Raw genomic sequence first — 25,082 nt, 5'->3', positions numbered from 1 at the left:
TAGCGTCCCCGTGTGCCTGTGCTGCCACCTTGCGCCCGCTTTGCAATTCTTGATAGAGGGGAATCCCTGACATTCTGTTAGGCGTCGATTGCTAAACCGGGAAAAGCGGGGCTAGGATGTAGCAAAATATTCTTACAAACACGGGAGCGGGGGGTCTTCGCTTGCACGGACTATTGGGCGAACCGCCATGCCGAAACTGGCCCTGATGCGTTATCCAAAAGATCGGCTGGCTGCGCTGGCGGGCGCGAGCGCGCTGCGCGCCATACGCGAGGGCCTGCTCTGGACCCTGCCGTGCCTGCTGGTCACGGCGCTGTTCCTGGTGCTGTCCGTCGTCGCCCGGCAACTGGGCCTGCCAGCCGCCGTCGTGGAACTGCTGACCGCCGTCCACGACAAGCTGACGAACCTCATGCCTATCCTGGCCGGCACATCCATCGGCTACATGCTGTCGTTCCGCCATCGGGTGCCGCATCTGCCCACCGCGTTCCTGTGCCTGTCCTACGTGATGATCGCCGACGGCCTGATGGCGCCCTACCCCCAGGCCGCCGCCACCCTGGTTCTGTTCATCGCCATCGTTTCGCCCTTGTTGACCGTGCCATTGATGGCGTGGCTGCACCGCCGCCGCTGGACCCAGCTGGCGCCCGACGGCGTTATCAGCGAAAACGTCCGCGACACGCTGAACATGGTCGTGCCGGGCCTGCTGACGGCCACCCTGGTCGTGCTGGCGTTGTCCGCCGCGCTGCAGATTCCCGCCGTGGCGCAATTCAACATCCCCTTGAGCCTGGCCTCGCTGGACAGCCCCTTCACCTCGGGCGCGCTGGTCGCCGGCCTGAATTCCCTGCTGTGGTTCTTCGGCATACACGGCTACCACGCGCTGGCTCCCCTGATGAGCGTCATGGACCAGGCGGTCATGCTGAATGCCGCCACCCAGTCCGCCGGCTACGAAGGCATGTATGCCTTGAACAGCACCCTTCTGGGCGCTTTCGTCTTCATCGGCGGATCGGGCGCGACGCTGTCGCTGGCGGTGGCCATGCTGGTGTTTGCGCGCGGCGAATCGCTGCGCCTGCTGGCGCTGGCCAGCCTGCCAGTGGCGCTGCTGAACGTGAATGAAATCCTGCTGTTCGGGCTGCCCCTGATCCTGAATCCGCGCCTGCTGGCGCCGTTCATCCTGGCGCCGGTGACCAACGCCATCCTCGCTTTGGCCGTCGTGCAGCTGGGCTGGCTGCCTTCCGCGACGACGACCCTGCCGCTGACCTCACCGGTGCTGTTCAACGCCTACATCGCGGCCGGCGGCAGCCTGGGCGGCGTGGCGCTGCAGCTGGTGCTGGTGGCGCTGGGCGCGTGTTTGTACGCGCCCTTTGTCGTCGCGCTGGAGCGACAGCGCCAGGAAAGCGCCACCGTCTACTTCAAATCGCTGGACACGACCTTCACCCGGTTGCAAGAAGAATCGCTGCTGTACGCGCACGATCCCGTGGTGCAGACCTACGCCGACCGCGCGCGCCGCAACGCCGAAAACACCCGCATCCGCGCCATCAGCCAATACGACTTCCATCTGGAGTTCCAGCCGCAGGTGTCATTGCGCAGTGGCCTGTGCACGGGCTGCGAAGCGCTGCTGCGCGCCACCGGCCCCGACGGCGCGCGGCAAACGCCGGTGGAATTCCTGCGCTGGCTGGCGCAGGCCGACCTGATGCGGGAGGTGGACCTGTGGGTGGCCAGGCAGGCCGTGCAGCAATGCCTGCAATGGCGCAAGCGCGACTTCGCCTTGCCGATGACCATCAACGTCACGGCCGGCACGCTGACGTCCGGCGACTACCTGGAGAAACTGATCAAGGTGCTGGCGCAGGCTGGCGGCCAGGTCTCGGTCGAGCTGACCGAGGACGCGCTGGTGGAGGACACGCAGGCGCTGCACACCGCCTTCGACCGCCTGCACGCAATAGGCGCCCGTATCTACATCGATGATTTCGGCACCGGCTATTCCGCCCTGAGCTATCTGCACCAGTTCGAAATCGACGCGGTCAAGATCGACCGCAGCTTCGTCGTGGCGCAAGACAGCGCCCGCGGCGCGCTGGTCCTGAACGGCCTGCTGCGCTTTTGCGAAGCGCTGAACCTGCAGATCGTGGTGGAAGGCGTGGAAACGGACCAGCAGCTGATGGCGCTGGAATCCCCCGCCGAGATCGTCGTGCAGGGGTGGTACTACAGCAAGGCATTGTCGGGCGACAGCCTCATGGACTACGCGCGGCAGCGTCAGGCTGCACCGCCGCTGCGGGCGCAGCCTGCGCCCGCGGCGCCTACTTGATGCCGATGAACGGCAGGGCCGCGTTCGGCACCTGCGTGGTCGGCAGCACGCCGTCCCACTTCTCCACCGCGTTCAAGCTCACAAGATTGGTGTTGGCGGCCAGGGCCTCGGCCTTGGCGCGGATCGCGGCCGCTTCGGCGTCGCCGCGCATGCGGATGCCGTCGGCCTCGGCCGTGAACTGCTGGCGGCGCGCGTCGGCTTCCGCCTTGGCCTTCACCACCTGGATTTCGGCGTTGATCATCGCCGTTTCCTTCTGCTGGCGGGTCGTCTCGATCTGCACCTGCGCCAGCATGCGCTGTTCGATCGAATGCTCATAGGCCTGCGAGAAGCCGACTTCCTCGATCTGCACGCCCACCACCTGCACCGGCGCGCCTTCCATCGTCTTGAGCACGGCAGTGTTCACGTCCTGGCCCAGCTTCTGGCGTTCCTGGATGGCGCGCACGGCGGTGTACTGGCCGAACACGTTCTTCACCGAATCCGGCGTCTTGCGCTCCAGCACGCGCATCTGCAGATTGCTGATGGTGCCGTACTCCGAGTACAGCTCGGCCACGTGCTCGGGCGGCACGCGATAGGTCACCGACACGCGTAGCGTGGCCGGCTGTTGGTCATAGCTGTAGGCTTCCAGCTTTTCAAACACGAACGTGTGGTCGCGCACCGACACCGTCATCACGTTGTCGATGAACGGCGTCTTGAAGTCCAGGCCCGGCTCCGACACGCGCACCAGCTTGCCGTTGCGCAGCACCACGCCGCGCTCGCCCTGATCGACCTGGAACCAGGAATCGAAAGCCAGGAACAGGATCAGCAAAAACAACACCGCCGTGATCAACGCGATCTTGAAACTACGCGGCTTTACGGCACCAATCGTCTTGACCATCTGGATATCTGTCGGCTTCACTTCGAATCCCTTTCTGATTTTGAACGTTTACGGTCCGAGAGCACGGCGGCGATGCCGCGCGCCAGCAAATAAGCGACCACGGCCGCCCCAACCAAGATCAGGAAATACCTCATCGTGCGTTCCCCCCCGGAAAATAAGCAGGGGATTCTATCGCGAGTGGAACATCAAACGAATTGTGGCGATTGTTGCGATGGCGACGGCAACAGACAGTGGCGCGAGTCCAACGACAGCGCTACGCTAGGCACCTCTACACTGCAGGAGCCGCAACCATGCACCGCACACCCTCAATGATCATTGCCATCCTTGCCTGTGCCGCCGCGCTCGGCGCGCCAGCCCAGGCCGCGCCGCCCGAGGGCAAAGGCAAGCCGGATCACGCGGGCCAAGGCAATGGCAACGGTAACGGCAATGGCAATGGCAAGAACAAGGGCCAGCAGAGCCAGGACGGCGGGGTCAGCGTCACGCTCAGCACCGCGGGCATCACCGTTTCCACCGCGCGCGGCTATGCCGTGCAGGCCGGGGCGACGGGCTATGGCTCGCTGCCGCCGGGCATACGCAAGAACCTGGCGCGCGGCAAGCCCCTGCCTCCGGGCATCGCCAAGAAGATGGTGCCCGGCCCCATGCTGGCGCGCCTGCCCGTGCACCCGGGCTACGAATGGCGCGTCGCGGGCAGCGACCTGATCCTCGTGGCCATCGCCACCGCCGTCGTCGCGGACGTCCTCACGGGCGTGTTCAACTAGGCGCCGCGCGTCATGGACGCCGCCACGCGGCGTCCATAGTTCCTAGCATCAGGCCGCACACTGTTACGTCCCTGCCGCGGATCTATCTGCTACCGTTGAATCGCCTCGCGCCGCGGCCCTGGCCCGGCGCCCACGACGGAGACCGCGCATGCCACGTCCTTCCGAGTCCGCGCCGCTGATCGGCGTGATCCCCCCCTACATGCTCGATCGCCTGGCGCAACACGCCGACGCGCGGGTCAGCATGCCCGCGGTCAAGACGCTGATCATCGACCAGCAGCAGCGCAGCCTGCGCGAGATGGCGGTGCAGCCGCCGCGCGCCAAGCCAGCCCGCCCCAAGAAGGCGGCGCCCGCCGGCACACCCCAGCGCGCCGTGCACGACGCCGCCAACACCACCACGCTGCCTGGCAAGCTGGTGCGCGCCGAAGGCGCCCCCGCCAGCGGCGACGTGGCAGTGGACGAAGCCTATGAACATCTGGGCTCGACCTACAAGCTGTTCTGGGATGTCTACAAGCGCCACTCCATCGACGGCCTGGGCCTGCCGCTGGTGGGCACCGTGCATTACGGCGAAGACTACGACAACGCCTTCTGGAACGGCGCGCAGATGGTATTCGGCGATGGCGACGGCGAAGTGTTCAACCGCTTCACGGTGGCGGTGGACATCATCGGCCACGAGCTCACGCATGGCGTGATCGACGCCGAGGCCGCCCTGCTCTACCAGGGCCAGTCCGGCGCCCTGAACGAATCCCTGTGCGACGTCTTCGGCGCGCTGGTCAAGCAGCACACGCTGGGCCAGGACGCGCGCGACGCCGATTGGCTGGTGGGCGCCGGGCTGTTCAAGCCCAGGATCCGCGCTCGCGCGCTGCGCTCCATGGCGGAGCCCGGCAGCGCCTACGACGATCCCCTGCTGGGCAAGGATCCGCAGCCCGCGCACATGCGCGACTACGTGGACACGCCAAACGACAACGGCGGCGTGCACATCAATTCCGGCATTCCCAACCGCGCCTTCTATCTGGCGGCCACAGCGCTGGAAGGCCCCGCGTGGGCCGGCGCGGGCCGCGTCTGGTACGACGCGCTGTGCGACAAGCGCCTGCGCCACGACGCCGACTTCGTGCAGTTCGCGAAACTGACACTGGCCGTCGCGGCGGAACGCCATGAGGCCGCCGTGCGCGACGCCGTCGCCCGGGCGTGGGCCGGCGTGGGAGTCCAGACATGATCGAGCTGCCGTCCCTGGACCTTGCCATGCTGGTGCGCCTGACCCGCGAAGGCGGGCTGGCCTATGTGCCCGCATTGGCGCAGCCTCGCAGCATCGACCTCGTCACCTGCCCGCCGGACCTGCGGCAGGAGGTCTGCGACGCCCTGCAACGCGCCGCGCCGGTGGCCGTTCCGCGCTGCGCACCGGCGGGCGGCGACCAGCGCTACTTCCACGTCGAGGTCGTGTACGAAGGCGACGGCGTCGCGGACGTCAGCTTCGACGTGCCGGAGACCGACGCGCCCGAGCCGCTGGTGCGCTTGTGGAAAAGCCGGGCCGGACAGCCTTGAGCGCGGCGTCCCGGTATTGCCCGATCTGGATGGCGCGGCCCGCGTAAAGACCGGTAGCCGCCATCGCCAGGCACAAGACCGCGCACAGGGCCAGCGCCAGGCTCCAGTCTCCCTGCGTGTCATGCAGCGTGCCCGCCAGCGCAGGGCCGCTTGCCGCGAACAGATAGCCCACGCATTGCGCCATGCCCGACAGCGCCGCTGCCTGCTGCGCATGGCTGGCGCGCAGGCCCACGAATGCAAGGCCGAGGATGATGCCGCCGCCCGTGCCCAGGCCCATCAGGACGATCCACAGCGTCGCCCAGCCAGGCGCGACGATCAGGCCGGCAAACGCGACAAACGAGGCCGCGGCCGAGCAGAACGCCGCGCCGCGCTGGTCCTTCAGGCGCCGCACCACCGGAGCCAGGAACAGGGCCGGGACGGCCGACATGAGCTGCAGCAGGCCATGCAGCGCGCCGGCGCGTTCCGCCGTGTAGCCGGCATCGCGCAAAATGGCCGGCAGCCAGCTTACGCCCACATAGAACACGAAGGAATTGATGCCCAGGAACAGCGTCACCTGCCACGCCAGCGCAGAACGCCACAAGCGGGGGCCGTGCGGCGCATGCGCCGTGGATGCCGCAGGCGCGGTGTGGTTGGCCAGTTGCGGCAGCCATAGCAAGGCGCTGAGCACGGGCACCACCAGCAGGCAGCCCGAGGAAAAGCGCCAAGTCGCGTCGGACAGGCCGGCCAGCGGGATGGCGATGGCGGACGCCAGCCCCGCGGCCAGGCTCATGGTCAGCACGTAGGCCGAGGTCAGGCCCGCGACCTGCTGCGGGAAATCGCGCTTCAAGAGGCTGGGCAACAGCACGTTGCCGATGGCGATGCCGGCGCCGATGACCACGGTGCCCAGGAACAGGCTCCAGGCCGGCCCCAGCGTGCGCACGACGATGCCCGCCGCGACCAGCAGCATGGCGGCAAACAAGCTGCGCTCCAGCCCGTGGCGGCGCGCCAGGCCCGCGGCGAACAGCGACACCACGGCAAAGGCCAGCAGGGGCAAGGTGATCAGCATGCCCGCGGCGGTGGCGCTCAGCCCCAGCTGCTCGCGGATCATGCCGGTCAGCGGCGGCACGCCGGTAATGGGCGCGCGCAGCGCCATGGACATGCAAAGAATGCCGGCGATCAGCAACACGGGATGGCCGGCGGGACGTTTGGAAGTAAGGGGATGCGAATTCATGCCATCAGCTTAAGCATCGCCGCCTTCGCCGAATTTCGACATAATGACAAATTATCCCTAAATTCGGTCAAGGTGATATTCAATGCACCGCCTGGACGATCCCGCCCCGTTCTTCAACCCCGATATCGACTCGCAATGGACCTATGCCATGCGCGTGCACGCGGACGAGAACGATCAGGAATCCCCGCCGCACCGGCACGCAATGGGACAGCTGGTGCTGTCCTTGCAGGGCGGGGTGACCTGCTCCGTGCCGCAAGGCCTGTGGATGGTGCCGCCGCAATGCGGCGTCTGGATTCCTGGCGGCGTGCCGCACAGCAACCGCGTCACGCAGAACGGCCGGGTGTGTTTCCTGTTCGTACCGCCAGACGCCGCGGGCCTGCCTGGACAGTGCTGCACGTTGGCGATCTCGCCGCTGGTGCGCGAACTGGTCGCTTATCTGGCCGACCTGGCTCCGCAGGACACCGCCACGCCTTCCAACCGGAAGCTGGCTGAAGTGCTGGTCGAGCAGTTGGCGCGCATGCCGGCCGAACAACTGCACCTGCCCATTTCGGAACACCCGCGCCTGCGTGAAATCGCCGATGCCCTGCACGCCGATCCCGCCGACCGCAGCACGGTGGCGCAATGGGGCAGGCGCGTTGCCATGAGCGAACGCACGCTGGCGCGCCTGGTGCAGCAGGAGCTCGGCATGAGCTTCGGCCGCTGGCGCCAGCAGATGCACATCATCCAGGCCTTGCAGCGCCTGTCCGCGGGCATCTCGGTGCAGCGCACGGCGGAAGACCTGGGCTACGAGTCCGTCAGCGCCTTCATCACCATGTTCCGCAAGACGCTGGGCAAGACGCCTGCCCGCTACTTCGCGGACAAGGCCGACGGTATCAATTGACGGCGGGCGGATAGTCCAGTTCGCCCGATTTCATCTGGCCGCGCAGGCGCGCCTCGCGCAGTTCCGCGACCGTCTGGTCCCGGGTCTTGTCCGATTGCGACGGCAGCGCGGGCGGATAATCCTGTTCGCCATACGTGACCAGGCCGGCCGCGCGCGCGGCGTCGAGTTCTTCGCGCACCTGCTGGCGGGTCTTGGTGCTGACATGAGGCAGATCCACCGGGTATTGCTGTTCGCCGTAAGTCACCAGGCCGGCGGCCTTGGCTTCCATCAGTTCTGCGCGCACCTGTTCACGGGTCTTGCCTTCGGCATGCGCGGCGGCGCCGACGAGCGCCATGCTCAGCGCCAGGACGGAGAGTCGAAATGTATTCATGAAATCCTCTGCGGTTAACGAGTGCTGCAATATTCGTTCGCCTGCCCGCCGGGATAAATCCCGCGCGGCGCAATCGAAGGTTGCCCGCCGCGCAAGCCTCGCCGCACACCCGCGCAGCACCCCACGCACCCTTGCGTCGGGCGCAAGGGTGGGTTGATCCAGGGATGGTTTTTCCGCCCCCCGCATCTACCTAGACTGAATAGCTCCTGTTATCCAAGGACGCTATTCCATGTTGTCTTCCTCATCTCCGGGCAGGGGCGGCCCACGATCATGACGGCCGCCGCTCCCCCCACCCCGCCCGCTGCTGCGGCCTTCGGCTGGCGCATCCTGACCGGATTGCTCGGCGTGCTGCTGGCAGTGATCCTCGCTGGGCTCAACGAAAACGTGACCAAGATGGCGCTGCCCGACATCCGCGGCGCGCTGGGCATCAGCTACGACCAGGGCACCTGGTTCGTCGCCGTCTACGCGGCGGCGTCGGTATGCGCCATGGCGTTCGCGCCCTGGTGCTCGGTCACGTTTTCATTGCGCCGCTTCACGGTCACGGCGCTGGCCGCCTTCGCGCTGTTCGGCGCGCTCTGCCCGTTTGCGCCCAACCTGCCCGTGCTGCTGTTCCTGCGCACGCTGCAAGGCCTCGCGGGCGGCGCGCTGCCGCCCATGCTCATGACGGTGGCGCTGCGCTTCCTGCCGCCAGGCATCAAGCTCTACGGCTTGGGCGGCTACGCCCTCACGGCCACCTTCGCGCCCAGCCTGGGCATACCGCTGGCGGCCTTCTGCACCGAGGTGCTGGGTTGGCGCTGGGCCTTCTGGCTGATCGTCGCTCCCGCGGCGCTCGCCGCATGGGCCGTCTGGCGCGGACTGCCCCAGGATCCGCTCAAGCTCGAGCGCTTGCGCCTGTTCGACTGGCGCGGCCTGCTGCTGGGCGCCCCGGCGCTGTCCATGCTGGTCATCGGCCTGTTGCAGGGCGACCGGCTGGACTGGCTCAACTCGCCGCTGATCTCCGTGCTGCTGGGCGGCGGCGGCGTGCTGATGGTGCTGTTCATGGTCAACGAATGGTCGCATCCCCTGCCGTTCTTCAAGATCCAGCTCCTGCGCCACCGCAATCTCAGCCATGCCTTGCTGACGCTGGGCGGCGTGCTGATCGTGCTGCTGGGCGTGATCTTGATTCCCTCGTCGTTCCTAGCGCAATTGCGCGGCTACCGGCCGCTGGAAACGGCGCCGGTGCTGCTCACCATGGGCCTGCCGCAGCTGATCGCGCTGCCGCTGGTCGCGGCGCTGTGCAACCTGCGCCAGGTGGATTGCCGCTGGGTGCTGGCCTCGGGCCTCGGGCTGCTGGCCGTGTCCTGCCTGCTGGGGTCGCAACTGACGCCCGTCTGGTCGCGCGAGCAGTTCTATCTGCTCGAAGCCGTGCAGATCTTCGCCCAGCCCATGGCCGTGATCCCGCTGCTGATGCTGGCCACGGGCGGCCTGGCGCCGCAGGACGGCCCCTGGGCCTCATCGTGGTTCAACACCATCAAGGGTTTTGCCGCGGTGGCCGCCACCGGCCTGCTGGACGCGCTGACCACCTCGCGCCGCAATTACCACTCCAGCATGCTGGCCGACCAGCTGGGCAACTTTCCTCTGAGCACGGCCGGCGAAAACGCTGCGGCGCTGTCCCGCCGCATCCAGGAGCAGGCCGCCGTGCTGACCTCCGCCGACCTCTATCTGTGCATGGCCGGCGTGGCCGTGCTCCTCATCCTGCTCATCCCCTTCGTCGCGACCCGGATCTACCCTCCGCGCGCCGCGGCCTGAAATCGAGTCCATATCATGCCATTCCCTCTTTTGACTTCTCCCCTTCCCCGCGCCGGCGCCCTCGGCGCCCTGGTCCTCCTGGCCTATGCGGGCTGGTCATGGTCCGCCACCGGCGCCGCTGAATCCACCGACGACGCCACCGTCGTCGCCGATCACACCATCGTCGCGCCGCAGGTGTCCGGCTTCATCGACGCCGTGCTGGTCGAAGACAACCAGGCCGTCAAGCAGGGCCAACTGCTTGCCCGCATCGACGACCGCGACCATCAGGCCGCGCTGGCGGCCGCAAGCGCCGAGCTCGCGGTGGCGGCGGCGCGCCTCTCGGACGCGGCCGCCACCCTGGAACGCCAGCAGGCCGTGATCGAGCAGGCCGTCGCCGTCACGCGCGCCGACCTGGCGGACATCCGCTATGCCGAAAGCGAGGCCCAACGCCACCGCAGGCTGGCCAGCGAGGGCGCGGGCACCCAGCAAGCCTATGAACAGGCGCGCAGCCGGTTGGACATGGCGCAGGCTCGACAAGCCGAACACACAGCTACCTTGCAAGCCGCTCGCAAGCAGCGCGACGTGCTGGAAGCCAACCGCGAGGCGGCACAGGCCGGGCTGCTGCGCGCGCAGGCCCTGAAGGACCGCGCGGAACTCAATCTGTCGCATACCCAGGTCGTCTCCCCTATCGATGGCATCGTCGGCCGGCGCTCGCTGCGCGTGGGCGCCTACGTCAGCCCGGGCACGCCCATCCTCGCAGTGGTGCCGCTGCAGCAAGCCTATGTGGTGGCCAACTTCCGCGAAAAGCAGTTGACCCGCATGCGTCCGGGCCAGCTCGCGACCATCACGGTCGACGCCTATCCGGATACGCCGCTGCGCGGCCGCGTCCAGAGCATCGCGCCAGCCACGGGCCTGAGCTTTTCACCGGTAGTCCCCAGCAATGCCACCGGTAACTTCACCAAGGTCGCGCAGCGCCTGCCCGTCAAGATCGTGCTGGATGCGCCGGCCGAAGGCGCGCCGCCGCTGCGCGCCGGCATGTCCGTCGAAGCCGTGGTCGATACCGGCGCCGCGGCAGAGGAGTCCACACAATGATCCCGCGCCGCTTGATCAATGCCATGCTGGCCTGCACACTTTCCGCCTTGGCAGGCTGCGCCGTGGGCCCCGACTTTCAGGCTCCCCAGGCGCAATTGCCCGCGCAGTGGCGAGTACCCGACGCCTCCGCCGCGGACAGCGTCCCCGTGCCGCAAGATGTGAACACGTCCTGGTGGGACAGCTTCGGCGATCCCACCCTGAGCGCCTTGATCGCCGAAGCGACCGAGGCCAACCTGGACATACGTATCGCCCACGAACGCCTGCTGCAAAGCCGCGCGGCCTTGCGCGTGACCGAAGCCGACGGCCTGCCCGCCGTCGGTGCGGGCGCAAGCTACAAGCGCGGCCAGAACAGCGAGGTCGGCCTGGCCGACCCTTCGGGCCACGGCGGCAAGTCCTCATTCAACCTGTGGCAAGCGGGCGTGGACGCCAGCTGGGAACTGGACCTGTGGGGCCGCGTGCGGCGCGAAGTCGAACAGGCCGGCGCCCAATCCCAGGCGGCGCTGGAGGCGCAGCGCGGCGTGGTCCTGGCCATCCGCGCCGAAACGGCGCGCAACTACATCCTGCTGCGCGGCACGCAGAACCAGCTGGACGTGCTGCGCCAAACGCTCGCCAATGCCGAACGCAACCTGGCGCTGACCCGCCTGCGCCAGCGCGAAGGCGTCGCCACCGAACTGGACGTTTCACAAGCCGATGCGCAGGCCGCCTCCATCGAAGCCGGCGTGCCGCCGCTCGTGCTGCGCATCGAACAGCTGATGAATGCGCTGGCGCTGCTGCTGGAGCAACCGCCCGGCGCGCTGCAACCGCGCCTGGCGGCGGTGGGCCCGATACCGGGCGGTCCGCTGCAAGTCCCCGTCGGGCTGCCGAGCGAACTGGCCGAACGCAGGCCCGACATCCGCCGCGCCCAGGCCAATCTGCATGCGGCCGTCGCAGCCATCGGCGTGGCCGAGGGCGATTTCTATCCGCGCATCACGCTATCGGGCAACCTCGGCCTGCAAGCCCTGCAGTTGCGAGACCTGGACTCCGACAATGCCGGCGTCTTCGGCGTCGGCCCCGCGTTGCAGATTCCCATTTTCCAGGGCGGCCGGCTGCGAGGCCGGCTGCGGCTGCGCGAATCGCAAGCTCAGGAAGCCGCGCTGCTGTACCAGAAGACCGTGTTGAATGCCTGGCATGAAGTCGACAACGCCATGACCGCCTACCAGGCGCAGCAACTGACCCGGGTGAGTCTGGAGCGCGCCTCCGAGAGCGCCCGCCAGGCGTTGCTCAACGCGCAACGCCAATATGCCGCGGGCGCGTCGGACTTCGTGAACGTGCTCAGCGCGCAGAACGCGGTGCTGGCCAGCGACCAGGCCCGCGTGTCGACCCAGGCCGCGGTGTCGCTGGTGCTGGTGGATCTGTACCGCTCGCTGGGCGGCGGCTGGGAACCGCCCGCTGCGGGTCTCAGCCCTGCTTCGGCCCCGCGATGATGAACAGCCGCGGGAACGGCAGCAGCACCGTGCCGTCGGCCAGCGCCGGATAGGCCTCTTCGATCAGCGACTGGTAGCGGGCCAGGAAACTGGCCTGCCCGGCGGCGTCCAACCGGTCCAGGTAGGGCCGCAGCGCCGTGCCCTTGAACCACTCCACGACCGCCGCCGCGCCTGCCAGCGGGTGATGATAAGTCGTGCGCCACACGTCCAGCAGGCCGCAATGCGGCTTGAGCAGTTCGTAGTACCAGGCCGCGCTGTGCCGCGGCGGATGCTTGAATCCGCCGATGGCGGCGGCCCAGGGCGCTTCGCCTGCCACCTGGCGCGCCAGGCGGTGGGCCGGCTCTTCCAGGTTATCCGGCGTCTGCACCGCCAGGCTGCCGCCCGGAGCCAGCTTGCCGACCAGGCGCGGATACAGCGTCGCGTGGTCCGGCACCCATTGCAGCGCGGCGTTCGCCAGGATCACGTCGTAGGTCTCGGGCGGATTCCACGTGGCGATGTCGGCCAGTTCAAATTGCAGCCCCGGCAGGCGCTTTCGCGCCGACTGCAGCATGTCCTCCGAGCTGTCCATGCCGCTGATTTCGGCGTCGGGGTAGCGGCTGGCGAGCACTTCGGTGGAGTTGCCGGGGCCGCAGCCCAGGTCCACGGCGCGCTTCACGTCCTGGTTGGGCAAGGCGGCGACCAGGTCCCGCACCGGACGGGTGCGTTCGTTTTCAAAGGCGGAATACTGTTTGGCGGACCAGCTGGTCATGACGGCTCCTTGCGGCTTTTGGACTGTCCAGCACTCTACGCCCGCCGCACAGGCGCGACAAATCCCAAAAAATGCGCCCGCCATATCCGTTGGATATGGCGGGCGCTTTGCCTCTGGTCGCGGGATTATTCAGCCGCGAGTTCCTGCTTGGAGGCGTCCGAGCGGGTTTTCCACAGCGAGAACAACACGCCGCCAGCAATCAGGCCGAAGGTTACCGACAGGGACAAGGCAGCCGGCACCTTGCCGATGAAACCGACCAGGAAGATCTTGCCGCCAATGAAGACCAGGACCAGAGCCAGGGCGTACTTCAGGTAATGGAAGCGGTGGATCATCGCAGCCAGCGCAAAGTACAGCGCACGCAGGCCCAGGATGGCGAAGATGTTGCTGGTGTAGACGATGAACGGGTCAGTGGTGATGGCGAAGATCGCCGGCACGGAGTCCACCGCGAACAACAGGTCCACAAACTCGATCAACACCAGCGCCAGCAACAGCGGCGTAGCCCAACGCACCTTCTTCGACGTGGCGGGATCGGTCTCCATCACCCAGAACGCGTTGCCGCGCAGCCCTTCCGTGACGCGCATGCGGCGCTTCAGGAACTTCAGGATCGGATTGGACGCGATATCCGGCGTCTGGTCCGCAATCATCCACATCTTGATGCCGGTGAACACCAGGAAGGCGCCGAACAGATACAGCAGCCAGCCAAAGTTGCTGACCAGCGCCGCGCCCAGGCCTATCATGATGGCGCGCAGCACGATCACGCCGAGGATGCCCCAGAACAGCACGCGGTGCTGGTACTGGCGCGGAATCGCGAAGAAACTGAAGATCAGCGCGATCACGAAGACGTTGTCCATCGACAGCGACTTCTCGATCATGAAGCCCGTGTAGTAGGCCATGCCACTGGCGGAACCCATCTGCCACCAGACCCAGGCGCCGAACAGCAGCGCCGCGGTGATGTAGCCAGCCGAAAGCAACAGGCTCTCGCGCACGCCGATCTCACGGTCTTCCTTGTGCAGCACGCCCAGGTCAAAGGCCAGCAAGGCGACCACGATGCCGATGAATAGCAGCCAGCTCCAGGCCGGGGTGCCGAAGAAATCGGCAGAGAGTAAGGTGAGCAAGGTATCCATGATGTTCCCGCTTGTGTTCGAAGGGGCTCATGATCCGGATCCGGGGCCGATGGAGAAATCAGCCTGAAAGTGAGTTAAGGTTCGAAAAAACCGAAGTGATTCCTGCCATGCTCAATTATCGACACCTGTATTACTTCTGGATGGTTGCCAAGGAAGGCGGCTTTTCCCGCGCCGCCGAAAGGCTGGACATGGCCATCCAGACCATCAGCGCGCAAGTGCGCGAACTGGAAAAAAACCTGGGCCACCAGCTGCTCAAGCCGGCCGGACGCGGCGTGGCGCTGACCGACGCGGGCGAGGCCGCCTTCGCCCGCGCCGAAGAGATCTTCCAGATCGGCCAGATGCTGCCCCAGGAAGTCCGCGCCGCCGCCACCAAGCCGGTCATACGCCTGTCGGTGGGCCTGTCGGACGGCATTTCCAAGCTGGCCGCGCAGGCCCTGCTGGGCCCGGTGCTGCACACGCCGGACCTGCGCCTGACGTGCCACGAAGGCGAGGTCGAGGAACTGCTGGGCGAACTTGCCCAGCATCACCTGGACCTGGTGCTGGCCGGCCAGGGCGCGCCCGCCAACCCCAACCTGCGCCTCACCAGCGACCGCCTGGTCTCGTCGCCAGTGGACTGGTACGGTCCCGCCAAGCTGGTGCGCAAGGCCGACACCCTGGACTTTCCACGCTGCCTGGAACGCCTGCCGGTGCTGCTGCCCACCGGCCATTCCGTGCTGCGCCAGACGCTGGACCGCTGGTTTTCCGAACAAGGCATCTATCCCAACGTGGTCGGCGAATTCGAGGACAGCGCCCTGATGTCGGTATTCGCCGCCCGCGGCCTGGGCGTGTTTCCGCTCAGCCGCCTGGGCGGCGGCGATATCGGCGTGCTGCGGGGCTTGCGTCCCCTGGCCCGCTGCGACGACGTGCACGAGGAAATCCACGCCATCCGCAATCGCCGGGGGCAGCACCATCCGCTGGTCCAGATCGTGCTCGCCAAGGCAAAAACTTCGGTTTTTTCTTAATGTTTGTCACAACCACGCTGGTTTTTCAGAAATAGAATCCGCCTTATCGTGGACCCTCTTTTGAAACATCGGAGTACCACCTCAATGAAAAAGATCATCTGGCTCGCCTTCGCCGTGCTTGCAGCACTCTGGACCGGGCTGGTTGCGCTGACGCTGCAGCTGACCAACTGGGTCCTGTCGACCATCGCCACGACCCAGGTTCCCGGCACGGCGCTGGATACCTCGCAATGGGTTCCGCCCGCCTGGGCGGCGGCCTGGGTCGACCCCGCCTGGCTGCAGACGCTGCAGGGCGGCCTGGTCTGGGCCGCACAGGGCCTGAACCAGATGCTGCCCTTCGCCGGCAGCCTCGGCACGCTGATCTCCGTACTGGCCTGGATCTTCTGGGGCTTCATCATCGTCGGCCTGCTGGTGCTGGCGCTGATCCTCCACTGGCTGGCCGGCAAGCGCGAGCAAGCCGCGGCGCCCGGCCGCCAAGTGGTGTAATAGGGCAGGCAACGCGGCAACCCGGCGCGCTGCCCCTTACAAGAGGAGCGTGCCGTGCCCACCGTTCATTCCCCTGCCCCGAAGCTGTTGCTGGCGGCCCTGCTGGCCATGGCCGCCACGGCGGCGCAGGCGCACCCCGTGCGCTCCGCCTACGGCGTCGAGGTCTGCACGGTCACGGGCACTTCCGGGGAATACAGCGTGCGCGTGCGCAACACCGGCACGGCGCCCCTGGCCCGCGCCGAAGTCAACGGCGTCAGCCTGGATTCCAGCGGCCACGCGGCCGGTCCTCTCACCGTCAATCTGACCGACATCCCTGCCGGCAAGTACAAGACTGCCGTGCTGGGACGTCCCGGCAATGGCGCCGCGCTGGTCAGCATCGCCACTTATGTCACCGCCAATGGCGCGGAAACCCACCAGCAGGATCTGTTCGCCGGCAAGGTGGCGCACGTTTCGCCGGGCTCAGCCCTGCAATACACCCTGGCTCCGCTGGCCGTACGCGGCTGGACAGTGGCCTATGGCACCAAACAGGATCCCAAGCTGGAAGCCGGGAGCGCCGTGCTGCTGATCTACCCCGTCACCCTGGGCAAGAAGCGCGACGCGACGCGCCCGGATGCCGGCCGCACGCCGGCCGACGTGGTGCCGCTGGCGCCCTGCGGCGCGGCCGCCGGAGCAAAGAAATCCTGAACGCGTTCAGGTGCCGCTGAGCAGGTCGCGCTCGTTCAGGAGCGCATAGACGATCTCGGGCCGGTTATCGAAACCGCGGCGGATGGCGGCGGGAATCGCCGTGCGCGTCTTGCGGCACAACCCCAGCTGGTCCTCCAGCTGGATCGCAATGCCGCGCGAGGTGCGCACCTCGTTCTCGCTGGGCGTGATGTGGATCACGATGCCCAATTGCGCATGGATGCGTCCCTGCATGGCGCGCAGGTCCTCCAGGCTGGAGATGTTCTCCAACCGCGCCACAAGGCGCTTTTCCTCTTCCTTGGTCAGCCGCAACACACGGACGTCGGCAGACGGATCGGCCAGCAGCCGGTCACGGTCACACATACAGGCGCCCGGCGGACATTCTTGGCGGATGGGAAACGGAAAATTCATGGCGGGCGGAGCGCGTCGCGGCAATCTTGCGTATCTTGGAATTCTACCCAGGATCCTGCGCCGCCCGCCGGGCGGCGAGTCCTGGTTTCCCCGCAAGCCGCTGCGGCATAATGCCTCACCGAGTTCACGGCGCGGAGGGCGCCCGCATGAAAGGATTCCTGTCGCTGGCGGCACTGGCCGCGCTCTTCATGCCCGGCCAGGATGCCGCCGCGCGCGACTACTCGTACGCTGTCCGGCCCGGCCTGCCTGCCGTGGTGACCATTACCGAGCTGCCGCAACAGCGCCTGAGCGTACGCGTGGGGGACGGGTCCGCTCAGCAAATCGCGGACATCTCCGGCGACGAGGAGGTGGACCAGTTCCAGGACGTGGACGTCGACCATGACGGCTACCTCGACTTCGTCATCGGGCAGACTGGCGGCAGTACGCAAGCGATTTCGCGCATCTTCCTGTACCGCCCCCAGGACGGGCGCTACCAAGAGATCCCGTATCCCGATGCAGTGGCCAGCCCATGCCGCGGCTTCGTCAATCCCGAATTCGACGCGGCCAAGCCCATTATTTCCGTGGCGTGCCGCTACAGCGCCGACACCTATGGCTTCGAGCAGTACCGGGTGTGCCCGGACGGCTCGGCGCGGATCATTTCCTGGACCCGGCGCGTAGGCGAATCGGAGCGCAAGATTCCGCATCCCGGCGCCAAGGGCGCCACATGCGCCGCGCGGACTGGCCGCTAAGGCGCCAATCCCCCCCAAAATCCCCCCCTGCGCAATGGCGCCGCAAACGCCGCGGCCGCTATAGTTGCGCTTCCGCCCACCAGGCTCTACGTCCGAGGACACCCCCGCCGTGCTGATTTTCCACAACCCTGTCCACGAAAAACACGCTGGCCGACAGGAAATGTTCCGCGGCAAGCTGGTGCCCTGTCACGAAACCCCGGCGCGCCTGGAGTACGTGCTGCAAGCGCTGAACCAGCGCGGCATCGGCGCATTGCGCACGCCATCGGCGGCGGACCTGGGCTTGGTCAAGCGCGTGCACGCCCCGCGCTACGTGGACTTCCTGGAAACGGCCTGGCGCGACTGGGTGGCGCTGGATCCGGCCAATGCCGGCCTCGACATCCTGCCTTCGGTCTGGCCCGTGCGCGGATTCCGCCACGACATCGAACCGACCAACTTCGCCGCGCGGGTCGGCCTGTTCTCGTTCGACAGCGGCTGCCCGCTGACCGCGGGCACCTGGGAGGCCGCCACCGCAGGCGCCGCCTGCGCCATCGACGCCGCGCGCGCCGTTTCCGCGGCAGGCGGCCCTCGCGTCGCCATGGCGCTCACGCGCCCGCCCGGCCACCACGCGGGCTCCGACTTCTTTGGCGGCTACTGCTTCCTTAACAACGCGGCGCTGGCCGCGCAAGCGCTGCGGGAAGCCGGCGCCCAACGCGTTGCCATCGTGGACGTCGACTACCACCACGGCAACGGCACGCAGAGCATCTTCTATGAACGCGCCGACGTGCTGACCGTATCGGTGCACGGCGACCCGACCACCGAGTACCCCTTCTACCTGGGCTACGCCGATGAGCGCGGCGCAGGCGCTGGCCTGGACGCCAACCTGAACCTGCCGCTGCCCGCCGGCACCGGTTTCGCCGCCTGGACGCGGGCATTGGAACAAGGGCTGTCCGCCGTGCGCGCCTTCAAGGCTGACGCTGTGGTGATCGCGCTGGGCGTAGACACCTACGAAGGCGATCCCATCTCCAAGTTCCAGCTCAAGAGCGCCGATTACCTGCACGTGGGCCGCGTGCTGGCAGGCCTGGGCCTGCCGGCGGTGTTCACGATGGAAGGCGGCTACGCCGTGGCGGACGTGGGCGTCAACGTCGCCAACGTGCTGGAAGGCTACGCAGGCTGAACGGCAGACGCTTTCAGTCCCGCGTTTCGAGCACCTTGTTGATACGCAGCGCCAGCAGCGTGCAGGCAGCCCCCGACAACAGGTAGACGCTGACCGCCACCAGCCCGAAACGCGCGGACAGGCCCAACGCGACCAGCGGCGCAAATGCCGCGCCGATCAGCCATGCCATGTCGGAGGTCAGCGCAGCGCCGGTATAGCGGAAGCGCCGCGTGAAGTTCGCGGTGACAGTGCCCGAAGCCTGGCCATAGGACAGCCCCAGCAGCACGAAGCCCACCAGGATGAACGCATCCTGCGCCTTGGGCCCGCCGCCCAGCAGCCAGGGCGTGAACAGCGCGAACACGGCAATCAGCAGGGCCAGCAGGCCCAGCGTGGTGCGCCGTCCGATGCGGTCGGCCAGCCAGCCCGAGGCGATGGTGCCCAGTATGCCCAGCACCGCGCCGACGATCTGCACGATCAACACGTCCTGGATCTGCTGGGTAGCGCTGACCGCAATCCAGGACAGGGGAAACACCGTGACCAGATGGAACAAGGCATAACTGGCCAGCGCCGCGAATGCGCCGATGAAGAGGTTGTAGCCTTGCTCGCGCACCATCTGCGCAACGCTGATCGGTTCGAGTTCGCCCTCTTCCAGCAGCTGCGTGTATTCCTCGGTGACGACCAGGCGCAGCCGCGCGAACAGCGCCACCACATTGATGGCGAACGCCACGAAGAAGGGATAGCGCCAGCCCCATTCCAGGAAATCGGCTTCGGTCAGCGTCACGTGCAGGAACAGGAACAGCGCGCTGGCCACCATGAAGCCCACGGGCGCGCCCAGCTGCCCCAGCATGGCATACCAGCCGCGGCGGTTGGGCGGCGCATTCAGCGCCAGCAGCGACGGCAAGCCGTCCCATGACCCGCCCAGCGCCAGCCCTTGCAGGCAGCGGAACACCGCCAGCAGCGTGATCGCATGCGCGCCGATGACGTTGTAGCCCGGCAGGAAGGCCATGCCCACCGTAGCCGTTCCCAGCAGGAACAGGGCGATGGTGAGCTTGGTCGCACGCCCCCAGCGCCGCTGCGCCGCCATCGAGAGCGCCGTGCCGATGGGCCGCATGATGAAGGCGAACGAGAAGATGACAAAGGACCAGAGCGTGCCTTCCAGCCGCGGTTCGAAGGGGAAGAAGACCTGCGGAAAAACCAGCACGCAGGCGATGCCGAAGACGAAGAAATCGAAGTATTCGGAAGCGCGCCCCACCACCACGCCCACCGCGATTTCCCCTGGCGCCACCTTGGCGTGGCTACCGCCGCCGGCCGCGGGGAGTGAGGGAGCATGACCGGGATATTGCGTGGTGGTCGCCATGTGAATGCTCGCTGAAAGGAGGTTCGGAACAGATCCTGAAACACACCCGCGCGCCTGCAGCCCATATCGCGCAGAGCCGCTCCGTCATTGGGATGCAGCCCTGGTCTGCGCGCGTCGCCCTGCACATTTTTGTTCTTTTTACCCTAGATTTTTCGCGGCTTCCAGCGTAGTGTTGCGTTTACTTCCCACGGTTACGTTTCGGGGTATGGTCATGCCGTCCTTCCCAAGGTTCCGCGGATTGGTCCTGGTTGCCGCGCTGCCATTGCTCGCCGGATGCAATGCAGTCCTGCTCTCGCCCTCGGGCGACATCGCCTTGCAGCAGCGCAACCTGATCATCATTTCCACCGGCTTGATGCTGTTGATCATCGTGCCGGTGATCCTCCTGACTTTCGTGTTCGCGTGGCGCTACCGGGCCAGCAACAAGGAAGCGCACTATGACCCTGACTGGAATCACTCCACCATGCTGGAGCTCCTGATCTGGGCCGCGCCGCTGCTGATCATCATCGCGCTGGGCGCGCTCACCTGGGTCAGCACGCACCAATTGGATCCTTACCGCCCGCTTGTGCGCCTGTCCGAGGGCCGCGAAGTGCCCGCCGGCACCAAACCGCTGGTGGTGGAGGTCGTGGCGCTGGACTGGAAGTGGCTGTTCATCTATCCCGAACAGGGCATCGCCGCGGTGAACGAAATGGCGGCCCCGGTGGACCGTCCCATCCAGTTCAAGATCACTTCGTCCACCGTGATGAATTCCTTTTTCGTGCCCGCGCTCGCGGGCCAGATCTACGCCATGCCGGGCATGCAGACCACCCTGCACGCGGTGATCAACCATCCCGGCGAATACGAAGGCCTGTCCGCCAACTACAGCGGCTCGGGCTTTTCCGGCATGCGCTTCAAGTTCCACGGCGTGGATCAGCAGGGCTTTGACAAATGGGTGGCTGACGCCCGCGCCTCCAACGCCACGCTCAGCCGCGAAACCTACCTGAAGCTGGAGCAACCCAGCGAACGCAACCCGGTGCAACGCTATGCGTCCAGCGCGCCCGGCCTGTTCGAGGCGATCGTCAACCGCTGCGTGGAACCCAACCGCATGTGCATGCGCGACGCGATGGCGATCGACGCGCAAGGCGGCATGGGCATACCCGGCGCGCTCAATGTCACCACGCTGGACGCCGGAACGCGCGAGCGCCTGGGCCTGACCGGCGCGCCGCGCAAGTATGTGGGCGCGATGTGCACCGCCACCGAAGGACTGGTCCTGTAGCGGATCGCTGGCGCACGGGGCTTCGTGAAATTGCGGTCTTTTTGCTGGAATCGAGATGCCTGATCAACCAGACCTCACCAAGCTGATCTTCGGTAAGTTGACCTGGGAAGCCATTCCCTACCACGAACCGATCCTGCTCTTCACCTTCATCGCGGTCGCCATCGGCGGCATCGCGGTGGTGGGCGCCATCACCTACTTCGGCAAATGGGGCTATCTGTGGCGCGAGTGGTTCACCAGCATCGACCACAAGAAGATCGGCATCATGTACGTCATCCTGGGCATCGTGATGCTGCTGCGCGGCTTCGCCGACGCCATCATGATGCGCCTGCAACAGGCGGTGGCGTTCGGCGATTCCATGGGCTACCTGCCGCCGCACCACTACGACCAGATCTTCACCGCGCACGGCGTGATCATGATCTTCTTCGTTGCCATGCCGCTGGTCACGGGCCTGATGAACTACATCGTGCCCTTGCAGATCGGCGCGCGCGACGTGGCCTTTCCGTTCCTGAACAACTTCAGCTTCTGGATGACCACGGGCGGCGTCATCCTGGTCATGATGTCGCTGTTCGTCGGTGAATTCGCGCGTACCGGCTGGCTGGCGTATCCGCCATTATCGGGGATCCTCCAGAGCCCCGACGTGGGCGTCGATTACTACATATGGGCCCTGCAGATAGCGGGGGTAGGCACACTGCTTTCCGGCGTCAACCTGCTGGTCACCATCGTCAAGATGCGCGCGCCGGGCATGACCATGATGCGCATGCCCATCTTCACCTGGACCGCGCTGTGCACCAATGTGCTGATCGTGGCGGCTTTCCCGGTGCTGACCGCGGTGCTGGCGCTGCTGTCCATGGACCGCTACGTGGGCACCAACTTCTTCACGGCGGACTTCGGCGGCAACGCCATGATGTACGTGAACCTGATCTGGATCTGGGGCCATCCCGAGGTCTACATCCTGATCCTGCCGGCCTTCGGCATCTTCTCCGAAGTGGTCTCCACCTTCTGCCGCAAGCGCCTCTTCGGCTATGCGTCCATGGTGTACGCCACGGTCGTGATCACGGTGCTGTCGTACCTGGTGTGGCTGCACCACTTCTTCACCATGGGATCAGGGGCAAGCGTGAACTCGTTCTTCGGGATCACCACCATGATCATCTCGATCCCCACCGGCGCCAAGATCTTCAACTGGCTGTTCACGATGTACCACGGCCGCATCCGCTTCGAGGTCCCCATGCTGTGGACCCTGGGGTTCATGGTGACCTTCGTGATCGGCGGCATGACGGGCGTGCTGCTCGCCGTGCCGCCCGCCGACTTCGTCCTGCACAACAGCCTGTTCCTGATCGCGCACTTCCACAACGTGATCATCGGCGGCGTGCTGTTCGGATTGATGGCCGGCATCACGTACTGGTTTCCCAAGGCCTTTGGCTACAAGCTCGATCCGTTCTGGGGCAAGTGCTCGTTCTGGTTCTGGCTGGTGGGCTTCTACGTCGCCTTCATGCCGCTGTATGTGCTGGGGCTGATGGGCGTGACACGGCGCGTGAATCACTTCGAGGACATGTCCCTGCAGATCTGGTTCCAGGTGGCGGCCTTCGGCGCGCTGCTGATAGCCTGCGGCATCGCCAGCTTCCTGATCCAGCTGGTGGTCAGCTATCGCCGCCGCGAGTCGCTGCGCGACGACACCGGCGACCCCTGGGACGGCCGCACGCTGGAATGGTCGACCTCGTCGCCGCCGCCCAACTACAACTTCGCCTTCACGCCGCGCGTGCATGACCAGGACGCCTGGTGGCAGATGAAGCAGCACGGCTACCTGCGGCCGCAGCAGGGCTTCATTCCCATCCACATGCCCAAGAACACCTGGGCGGGCATCGTCCTGGCGGGTATCAGCGTGGTGATGGGTTTCGCCTTGATCTGGCATATGTGGCCGCTGGCCGTGCTGTCGTTCGCGGCGCTGATCCTGGTGTCCATCATTCACACCTTCAACTACAAGCGCGACTACTACGTGCCGGCCGAAGAGGTCGTGCGCGCCGAAGACGCCCGCACAAGGTTGCTAGCGAAAAATGTCTGATACCCTGGCCCCCAACCTGCCCGGCGGCGCCGCGCCGCCCGCGGAGCCCATGTTCCACGTCCCGGGCGAACACCACCCCAAGAACGGGACCCTGCTCGGGTTCTGGGTCTACCTGATGAGCGATTGCCTCATCTTCGCCTGCCTGTTCGCCACCTATGGCGTGCTGGGACGCAACTATGCGGCTGGCCCTTCCGGCGCGGACCTGTTCGACCTGCCGCTGGTAGCGGTGAATACCGCGCTGCTGCTGCTGTCTTCCATCACCTACGGTTTCGCGATGCTGGAAATGCGGCGCAACCGCGTCGGCGCCACCCAGCTCTGGCTGGCCGTGACCGGCATCCTGGGGCTGGGCTTTCTGTCGCTGGAACTGTACGAATTCGCGCACCTGATCCACCAGGGCGCCGGCCCGCAGCGCAGCGCCTTCCTGTCGTCCTTCTTCACCCTGGTCGGCACCCACGGGCTGCACGTCACCTTCGGCATCGTGTGGCTGGTGACGATGATGATCCAGGTCCAGATGCACGGCTTGATCCCCGAAAACCGCCGCCGCCTGATGTGCCTGTCCATGTTCTGGCACTTCCTGGACCTGATCTGGGTGGGCGTCTTCACCTTCGTGTACCTGATGGGAGTGCTGCCATGACCGCGCACCTGGATCATCCGGCCGATCACGGCCACGGCGGCCACGACCACCACGACGACGATGACGGCGCCGCCCATGGCACCTTCAAAAGCTACATGACCGGCTTCGTGCTGGCGGCCATCCTGACCGCCATCCCGTTCTGGCTGGTCATGAACCAGGTCTTCTCTCAGTCCCGGACCACCGCGCTGGTGATCCTGGCGTTCGCCGCGGTGCAGATCGTGGTCCACATCATCTACTTCCTGCACATGGACACCAAGTCCGAAAGCGGCTGGAACATGTTGGCGTTAATATTCACGCTGGTGCTGGTCGTAATCACGCTCAGCGGATCCATCTGGATCATGTACCACCTCGACTCCAATATGATGCCCATGTCCACACACGACATGCGGAAAATGCCCTGATGGCCGCAGTAAACGACTCCACTTCCCGCGACACCTCCTCCCGTAATCCGCGCAGCAAAGTTACCCTGGTCATCCTGGGGGTGCTTGCTGTTGCCATTTTTGCGGGCCTCTGCGCCCTGGGCACCTGGCAGGTGCACCGGCTGGCCTGGAAACGCACCCTGATCGCGCAGGTCGAACAGCGCGCCCATGCGGCGCCCACGCCGGCGCCGGCCCAGGCCGAATGGCCCGCGCTGACTTCCGACAACGCCGAATACCGCCGCGTCACCGCCAAGGGCACCTACCTGTACGACCGCCAGACCCTGGTGCAGGCCGCGACCGAGCTGGGCAGCGGCTACTGGGTCATGACTCCGCTGCAGTTGCCCGAAGGCGGCACGGTGCTGGTCAACCGCGGCTTCGTGCTGCCCGAATGGCGCAAAAGCAAGTCGGCCATACAACAAACGCCCGAAGAAGCCACCGTCACCGGCCTGCTGCGCATGGGCGAGCCCCCTCATGGTTTCCTGCGCAACAACGATCCGGCGACCAACCTCTGGTACTCGCGCGATCTGCCCGCCATCGCTGCGGCGCGCGGCCTGACCGACGTGGCCCCCTACTTCATCGACGCCGATGCGACGGGCAAGGACGGCAGCGGGCGCACCGCTCCCGTCGGCGGCCTGACGGTGCTGAACTTCCCCAACAATCACCTGAGCTACGCCATCACCTGGTACGCCCTGGCAGCCATGGTGCTGGTCGGCGTTTTCATCTTCGTGCGCGAGGAAAAGCGCGCGCGCCGCAAGGGCTGAATCCGCCGGCTGCGGCCGGTGTCCTACAATGAGGGCTGGGAACAGC

The 25,082-nt window shown here is 66.4% G+C and carries 25 protein-coding genes; 18 read left to right on the top strand and 7 right to left on the bottom strand.

Annotated elements, in window-relative coordinates; all coding sequences use genetic code 11:
- Positions 1 to 187 precede the first annotated feature (187 nt).
- Positions 188 to 2,293 carry a PTS sugar transporter subunit IIC/EAL domain-containing protein gene (locus tag HV766_RS05275; protein ID WP_175180709.1) on the top strand — a complete coding sequence of 702 codons (2,106 nt, stop codon included), beginning with the start codon at positions 188 to 190 and terminating at the stop codon, positions 2,291 to 2,293.
- Here HV766_RS05275 and HV766_RS05270 read toward each other — a convergent pair.
- Positions 2,286 to 3,167: a prohibitin family protein gene (locus HV766_RS05270; protein ID WP_119449450.1), complete on the bottom strand. Its 882-nt coding sequence runs from the start codon at positions 3,165 to 3,167 to the stop codon at positions 2,286 to 2,288. The genes HV766_RS05275 and HV766_RS05270 overlap by 8 nt on opposite strands.
- Positions 3,168 to 3,457: 290 nt before the next feature.
- Between HV766_RS05270 and HV766_RS05265 the strand changes: the two genes are divergently transcribed.
- From HV766_RS05265 to HV766_RS05255, 3 genes are all read left to right on the top strand, one after another.
- Complete coding sequence (locus HV766_RS05265) at positions 3,458 to 3,925, top strand: anti-virulence regulator CigR family protein (RefSeq protein WP_175160193.1); 468 nt, start codon at positions 3,458 to 3,460, stop codon at positions 3,923 to 3,925.
- Between the two features lie 148 nt (positions 3,926 to 4,073).
- Positions 4,074 to 5,138 carry a M4 family metallopeptidase gene (locus HV766_RS05260; RefSeq protein WP_054451697.1) on the top strand — a complete coding sequence of 355 codons (1,065 nt, stop codon included), beginning with the start codon at positions 4,074 to 4,076 and terminating at the stop codon, positions 5,136 to 5,138.
- The gene (locus tag HV766_RS05255) at positions 5,135 to 5,464 is read left to right on the top strand and encodes a protealysin inhibitor emfourin (protein WP_175180708.1); all 330 of its coding nucleotides are present in this window, start codon (positions 5,135 to 5,137) and stop codon (positions 5,462 to 5,464) included. Before HV766_RS05260 ends, HV766_RS05255 begins: the two co-directional genes overlap by 4 nt.
- On the opposite strand, the gene HV766_RS05250 is transcribed toward HV766_RS05255, so the two are convergent.
- A complete protein-coding gene (locus tag HV766_RS05250; RefSeq protein WP_125473155.1) occupies positions 5,388 to 6,674 on the bottom strand; it encodes an MFS transporter in 1,287 nt (428 codons plus the stop codon). The two genes, HV766_RS05255 and HV766_RS05250, sit on opposite strands and share 77 nt — an antisense overlap.
- Positions 6,675 to 6,756: 82 nt before the next feature.
- On the opposite strand from HV766_RS05250, the gene HV766_RS05245 reads away from it, so the two are divergent.
- The gene (locus HV766_RS05245) at positions 6,757 to 7,554 is read left to right on the top strand and encodes an AraC family transcriptional regulator (RefSeq protein WP_054451700.1); all 798 of its coding nucleotides are present in this window, start codon (positions 6,757 to 6,759) and stop codon (positions 7,552 to 7,554) included.
- On the opposite strand, the gene HV766_RS05240 is transcribed toward HV766_RS05245, so the two are convergent.
- Positions 7,547 to 7,924: a DUF4148 domain-containing protein gene (locus tag HV766_RS05240; RefSeq protein ID WP_054451701.1), complete on the bottom strand. Its 378-nt coding sequence runs from the start codon at positions 7,922 to 7,924 to the stop codon at positions 7,547 to 7,549. The two genes, HV766_RS05245 and HV766_RS05240, sit on opposite strands and share 8 nt — an antisense overlap.
- Positions 7,925 to 8,194: 270 nt before the next feature.
- On the opposite strand from HV766_RS05240, the gene HV766_RS05235 reads away from it, so the two are divergent.
- The 3 genes from HV766_RS05235 to HV766_RS05225 are packed head-to-tail and all read left to right on the top strand — an operon-like array spanning position 8,195 to position 12,246.
- Positions 8,195 to 9,712: an MFS transporter gene (locus HV766_RS05235; protein WP_054451702.1), complete on the top strand. Its 1,518-nt coding sequence runs from the start codon at positions 8,195 to 8,197 to the stop codon at positions 9,710 to 9,712.
- 15 nt (positions 9,713 to 9,727) lie between these two features.
- The gene (locus HV766_RS05230) at positions 9,728 to 10,783 is read left to right on the top strand and encodes an HlyD family secretion protein (protein WP_082400784.1); all 1,056 of its coding nucleotides are present in this window, start codon (positions 9,728 to 9,730) and stop codon (positions 10,781 to 10,783) included.
- Complete coding sequence (locus HV766_RS05225; protein ID WP_175180707.1) at positions 10,780 to 12,246, top strand: efflux transporter outer membrane subunit; 1,467 nt, start codon at positions 10,780 to 10,782, stop codon at positions 12,244 to 12,246. Before HV766_RS05230 ends, HV766_RS05225 begins: the two co-directional genes overlap by 4 nt.
- Here HV766_RS05225 and tam read toward each other — a convergent pair.
- Positions 12,221 to 12,994 carry a trans-aconitate 2-methyltransferase gene (tam, locus tag HV766_RS05220; RefSeq protein WP_054451705.1) on the bottom strand — a complete coding sequence of 258 codons (774 nt, stop codon included), beginning with the start codon at positions 12,992 to 12,994 and terminating at the stop codon, positions 12,221 to 12,223. The two genes, HV766_RS05225 and tam, sit on opposite strands and share 26 nt — an antisense overlap.
- Positions 12,995 to 13,119: 125 nt before the next feature.
- Positions 13,120 to 14,118 carry a TerC family protein gene (locus HV766_RS05215; protein WP_119449458.1) on the bottom strand — a complete coding sequence of 333 codons (999 nt, stop codon included), beginning with the start codon at positions 14,116 to 14,118 and terminating at the stop codon, positions 13,120 to 13,122.
- Between the two features lie 107 nt (positions 14,119 to 14,225).
- Between HV766_RS05215 and HV766_RS05210 the strand changes: the two genes are divergently transcribed.
- The 3 genes from HV766_RS05210 to HV766_RS05200 all read left to right on the top strand — a co-directional run bounded on the left by HV766_RS05210 (position 14,226) and on the right by HV766_RS05200 (position 16,286).
- On the top strand, positions 14,226 to 15,119 hold the full coding sequence (locus HV766_RS05210) for a LysR family transcriptional regulator (protein WP_054452273.1): 894 nt from the start codon (positions 14,226 to 14,228) through the stop codon (positions 15,117 to 15,119).
- 84 nt (positions 15,120 to 15,203) lie between these two features.
- Positions 15,204 to 15,602 carry a hypothetical protein gene (locus tag HV766_RS05205; protein ID WP_054451706.1) on the top strand — a complete coding sequence of 133 codons (399 nt, stop codon included), beginning with the start codon at positions 15,204 to 15,206 and terminating at the stop codon, positions 15,600 to 15,602.
- A gap of 54 nt (positions 15,603 to 15,656) precedes the next feature.
- Entirely contained in the window at positions 15,657 to 16,286 is a 630-nt protein-coding gene (locus tag HV766_RS05200; protein ID WP_119449459.1) for a hypothetical protein, read from the top strand.
- 6 nt (positions 16,287 to 16,292) lie between these two features.
- Here HV766_RS05200 and HV766_RS05195 read toward each other — a convergent pair whose 3' ends face one another.
- Positions 16,293 to 16,694 (bottom strand): hypothetical protein, encoded by a 402-nt coding sequence (locus tag HV766_RS05195; RefSeq protein WP_054451707.1) that lies wholly within the window; start codon positions 16,692 to 16,694, stop codon positions 16,293 to 16,295.
- 146 nt (positions 16,695 to 16,840) lie between these two features.
- On the opposite strand from HV766_RS05195, the gene HV766_RS05190 reads away from it, so the two are divergent.
- Complete coding sequence (locus tag HV766_RS05190; protein WP_119449460.1) at positions 16,841 to 17,422, top strand: XAC2610-related protein; 582 nt, start codon at positions 16,841 to 16,843, stop codon at positions 17,420 to 17,422.
- A 109-nt stretch (positions 17,423 to 17,531) separates the two neighbouring features.
- Entirely contained in the window at positions 17,532 to 18,575 is a 1,044-nt protein-coding gene (locus HV766_RS05185; protein ID WP_175180706.1) for a histone deacetylase family protein, read from the top strand.
- Positions 18,576 to 18,588: 13 nt separating this feature from the next.
- Here the strand turns inward: HV766_RS05185 and HV766_RS05180 are convergent, their stop codons facing one another.
- A complete protein-coding gene (locus HV766_RS05180) occupies positions 18,589 to 19,911 on the bottom strand; it encodes an MFS transporter (protein WP_054451710.1) in 1,323 nt (440 codons plus the stop codon).
- A gap of 211 nt (positions 19,912 to 20,122) precedes the next feature.
- On the opposite strand from HV766_RS05180, the gene cyoA reads away from it, so the two are divergent.
- The 5 genes from cyoA to HV766_RS05155 are packed head-to-tail and all read left to right on the top strand — an operon-like array spanning position 20,123 to position 25,036.
- On the top strand, positions 20,123 to 21,163 hold the full coding sequence (cyoA, locus tag HV766_RS05175; RefSeq protein WP_054452277.1) for a ubiquinol oxidase subunit II: 1,041 nt from the start codon (positions 20,123 to 20,125) through the stop codon (positions 21,161 to 21,163).
- Positions 21,164 to 21,218: 55 nt separating this feature from the next.
- Complete coding sequence (cyoB, locus tag HV766_RS05170; protein WP_054451711.1) at positions 21,219 to 23,222, top strand: cytochrome o ubiquinol oxidase subunit I; 2,004 nt, start codon at positions 21,219 to 21,221, stop codon at positions 23,220 to 23,222.
- Positions 23,215 to 23,856 (top strand): cytochrome o ubiquinol oxidase subunit III, encoded by a 642-nt coding sequence (gene cyoC, locus HV766_RS05165; RefSeq protein WP_054451712.1) that lies wholly within the window; start codon positions 23,215 to 23,217, stop codon positions 23,854 to 23,856. Before cyoB ends, cyoC begins: the two co-directional genes overlap by 8 nt.
- Positions 23,853 to 24,257 carry a cytochrome o ubiquinol oxidase subunit IV gene (cyoD, locus tag HV766_RS05160; protein WP_054451713.1) on the top strand — a complete coding sequence of 135 codons (405 nt, stop codon included), beginning with the start codon at positions 23,853 to 23,855 and terminating at the stop codon, positions 24,255 to 24,257. The genes cyoC and cyoD overlap by 4 nt, the downstream gene beginning before the upstream one ends.
- The gene (locus HV766_RS05155) at positions 24,257 to 25,036 is read left to right on the top strand and encodes an SURF1 family protein (RefSeq protein ID WP_119449462.1); all 780 of its coding nucleotides are present in this window, start codon (positions 24,257 to 24,259) and stop codon (positions 25,034 to 25,036) included. Before cyoD ends, HV766_RS05155 begins: the two co-directional genes overlap by 1 nt.
- Positions 25,037 to 25,082 lie beyond the last annotated feature (46 nt).

The organism is Achromobacter aegrifaciens, from assembly GCF_902859735.1.
In the GTDB taxonomy this organism is placed as follows: Bacteria; Pseudomonadota; Gammaproteobacteria; order Burkholderiales; family Burkholderiaceae_B; genus Achromobacter; species Achromobacter aegrifaciens.
This window is presented reverse-complemented; position numbering and strand designations above follow the sequence as displayed.

What these genes read in the sequence shown, in the direction of transcription:
- HV766_RS05240 (WP_054451701.1), bottom strand. Translation starts at nt 7,924, where the DNA reads ATGAATACATTTCGACTCTCCGTCCTGGCGCTGAGCATGGCGCTCGTC.
- HV766_RS05275 (WP_175180709.1), top strand. Translation starts at nt 188, where the DNA reads ATGCCGAAACTGGCCCTGATGCGTTATCCAAAAGATCGGCTGGCTGCG.
- HV766_RS05190 (WP_119449460.1), top strand. Translation starts at nt 16,841, where the DNA reads ATGAAAGGATTCCTGTCGCTGGCGGCACTGGCCGCGCTCTTCATGCCC.
- cyoB (WP_054451711.1), top strand. Translation starts at nt 21,219, where the DNA reads ATGCCTGATCAACCAGACCTCACCAAGCTGATCTTCGGTAAGTTGACC.
- HV766_RS05155 (WP_119449462.1), top strand. Translation starts at nt 24,257, where the DNA reads ATGGCCGCAGTAAACGACTCCACTTCCCGCGACACCTCCTCCCGTAAT.
- HV766_RS05195 (WP_054451707.1), bottom strand. Translation starts at nt 16,694, where the DNA reads ATGAATTTTCCGTTTCCCATCCGCCAAGAATGTCCGCCGGGCGCCTGT.
- HV766_RS05250 (WP_125473155.1), bottom strand. Translation starts at nt 6,674, where the DNA reads ATGAATTCGCATCCCCTTACTTCCAAACGTCCCGCCGGCCATCCCGTG.
- cyoC (WP_054451712.1), top strand. Translation starts at nt 23,215, where the DNA reads ATGTCTGATACCCTGGCCCCCAACCTGCCCGGCGGCGCCGCGCCGCCC.
- HV766_RS05265 (WP_175160193.1), top strand. Translation starts at nt 3,458, where the DNA reads ATGCACCGCACACCCTCAATGATCATTGCCATCCTTGCCTGTGCCGCC.
- HV766_RS05245 (WP_054451700.1), top strand. Translation starts at nt 6,757, where the DNA reads ATGCACCGCCTGGACGATCCCGCCCCGTTCTTCAACCCCGATATCGAC.
- HV766_RS05210 (WP_054452273.1), top strand. Translation starts at nt 14,226, where the DNA reads ATGCTCAATTATCGACACCTGTATTACTTCTGGATGGTTGCCAAGGAA.
- HV766_RS05235 (WP_054451702.1), top strand. Translation starts at nt 8,195, where the DNA reads ATGACGGCCGCCGCTCCCCCCACCCCGCCCGCTGCTGCGGCCTTCGGC.
- tam (WP_054451705.1), bottom strand. Translation starts at nt 12,994, where the DNA reads ATGACCAGCTGGTCCGCCAAACAGTATTCCGCCTTTGAAAACGAACGC.
- HV766_RS05260 (WP_054451697.1), top strand. Translation starts at nt 4,074, where the DNA reads ATGCCACGTCCTTCCGAGTCCGCGCCGCTGATCGGCGTGATCCCCCCC.
- HV766_RS05255 (WP_175180708.1), top strand. Translation starts at nt 5,135, where the DNA reads ATGATCGAGCTGCCGTCCCTGGACCTTGCCATGCTGGTGCGCCTGACC.
- HV766_RS05215 (WP_119449458.1), bottom strand. Translation starts at nt 14,118, where the DNA reads ATGGATACCTTGCTCACCTTACTCTCTGCCGATTTCTTCGGCACCCCG.
- HV766_RS05225 (WP_175180707.1), top strand. Translation starts at nt 10,780, where the DNA reads ATGATCCCGCGCCGCTTGATCAATGCCATGCTGGCCTGCACACTTTCC.
- cyoD (WP_054451713.1), top strand. Translation starts at nt 23,853, where the DNA reads ATGACCGCGCACCTGGATCATCCGGCCGATCACGGCCACGGCGGCCAC.
- HV766_RS05270 (WP_119449450.1), bottom strand. Translation starts at nt 3,167, where the DNA reads ATGGTCAAGACGATTGGTGCCGTAAAGCCGCGTAGTTTCAAGATCGCG.
- cyoA (WP_054452277.1), top strand. Translation starts at nt 20,123, where the DNA reads ATGCCGTCCTTCCCAAGGTTCCGCGGATTGGTCCTGGTTGCCGCGCTG.
- HV766_RS05180 (WP_054451710.1), bottom strand. Translation starts at nt 19,911, where the DNA reads ATGGCGACCACCACGCAATATCCCGGTCATGCTCCCTCACTCCCCGCG.
- HV766_RS05205 (WP_054451706.1), top strand. Translation starts at nt 15,204, where the DNA reads ATGAAAAAGATCATCTGGCTCGCCTTCGCCGTGCTTGCAGCACTCTGG.
- HV766_RS05230 (WP_082400784.1), top strand. Translation starts at nt 9,728, where the DNA reads ATGCCATTCCCTCTTTTGACTTCTCCCCTTCCCCGCGCCGGCGCCCTC.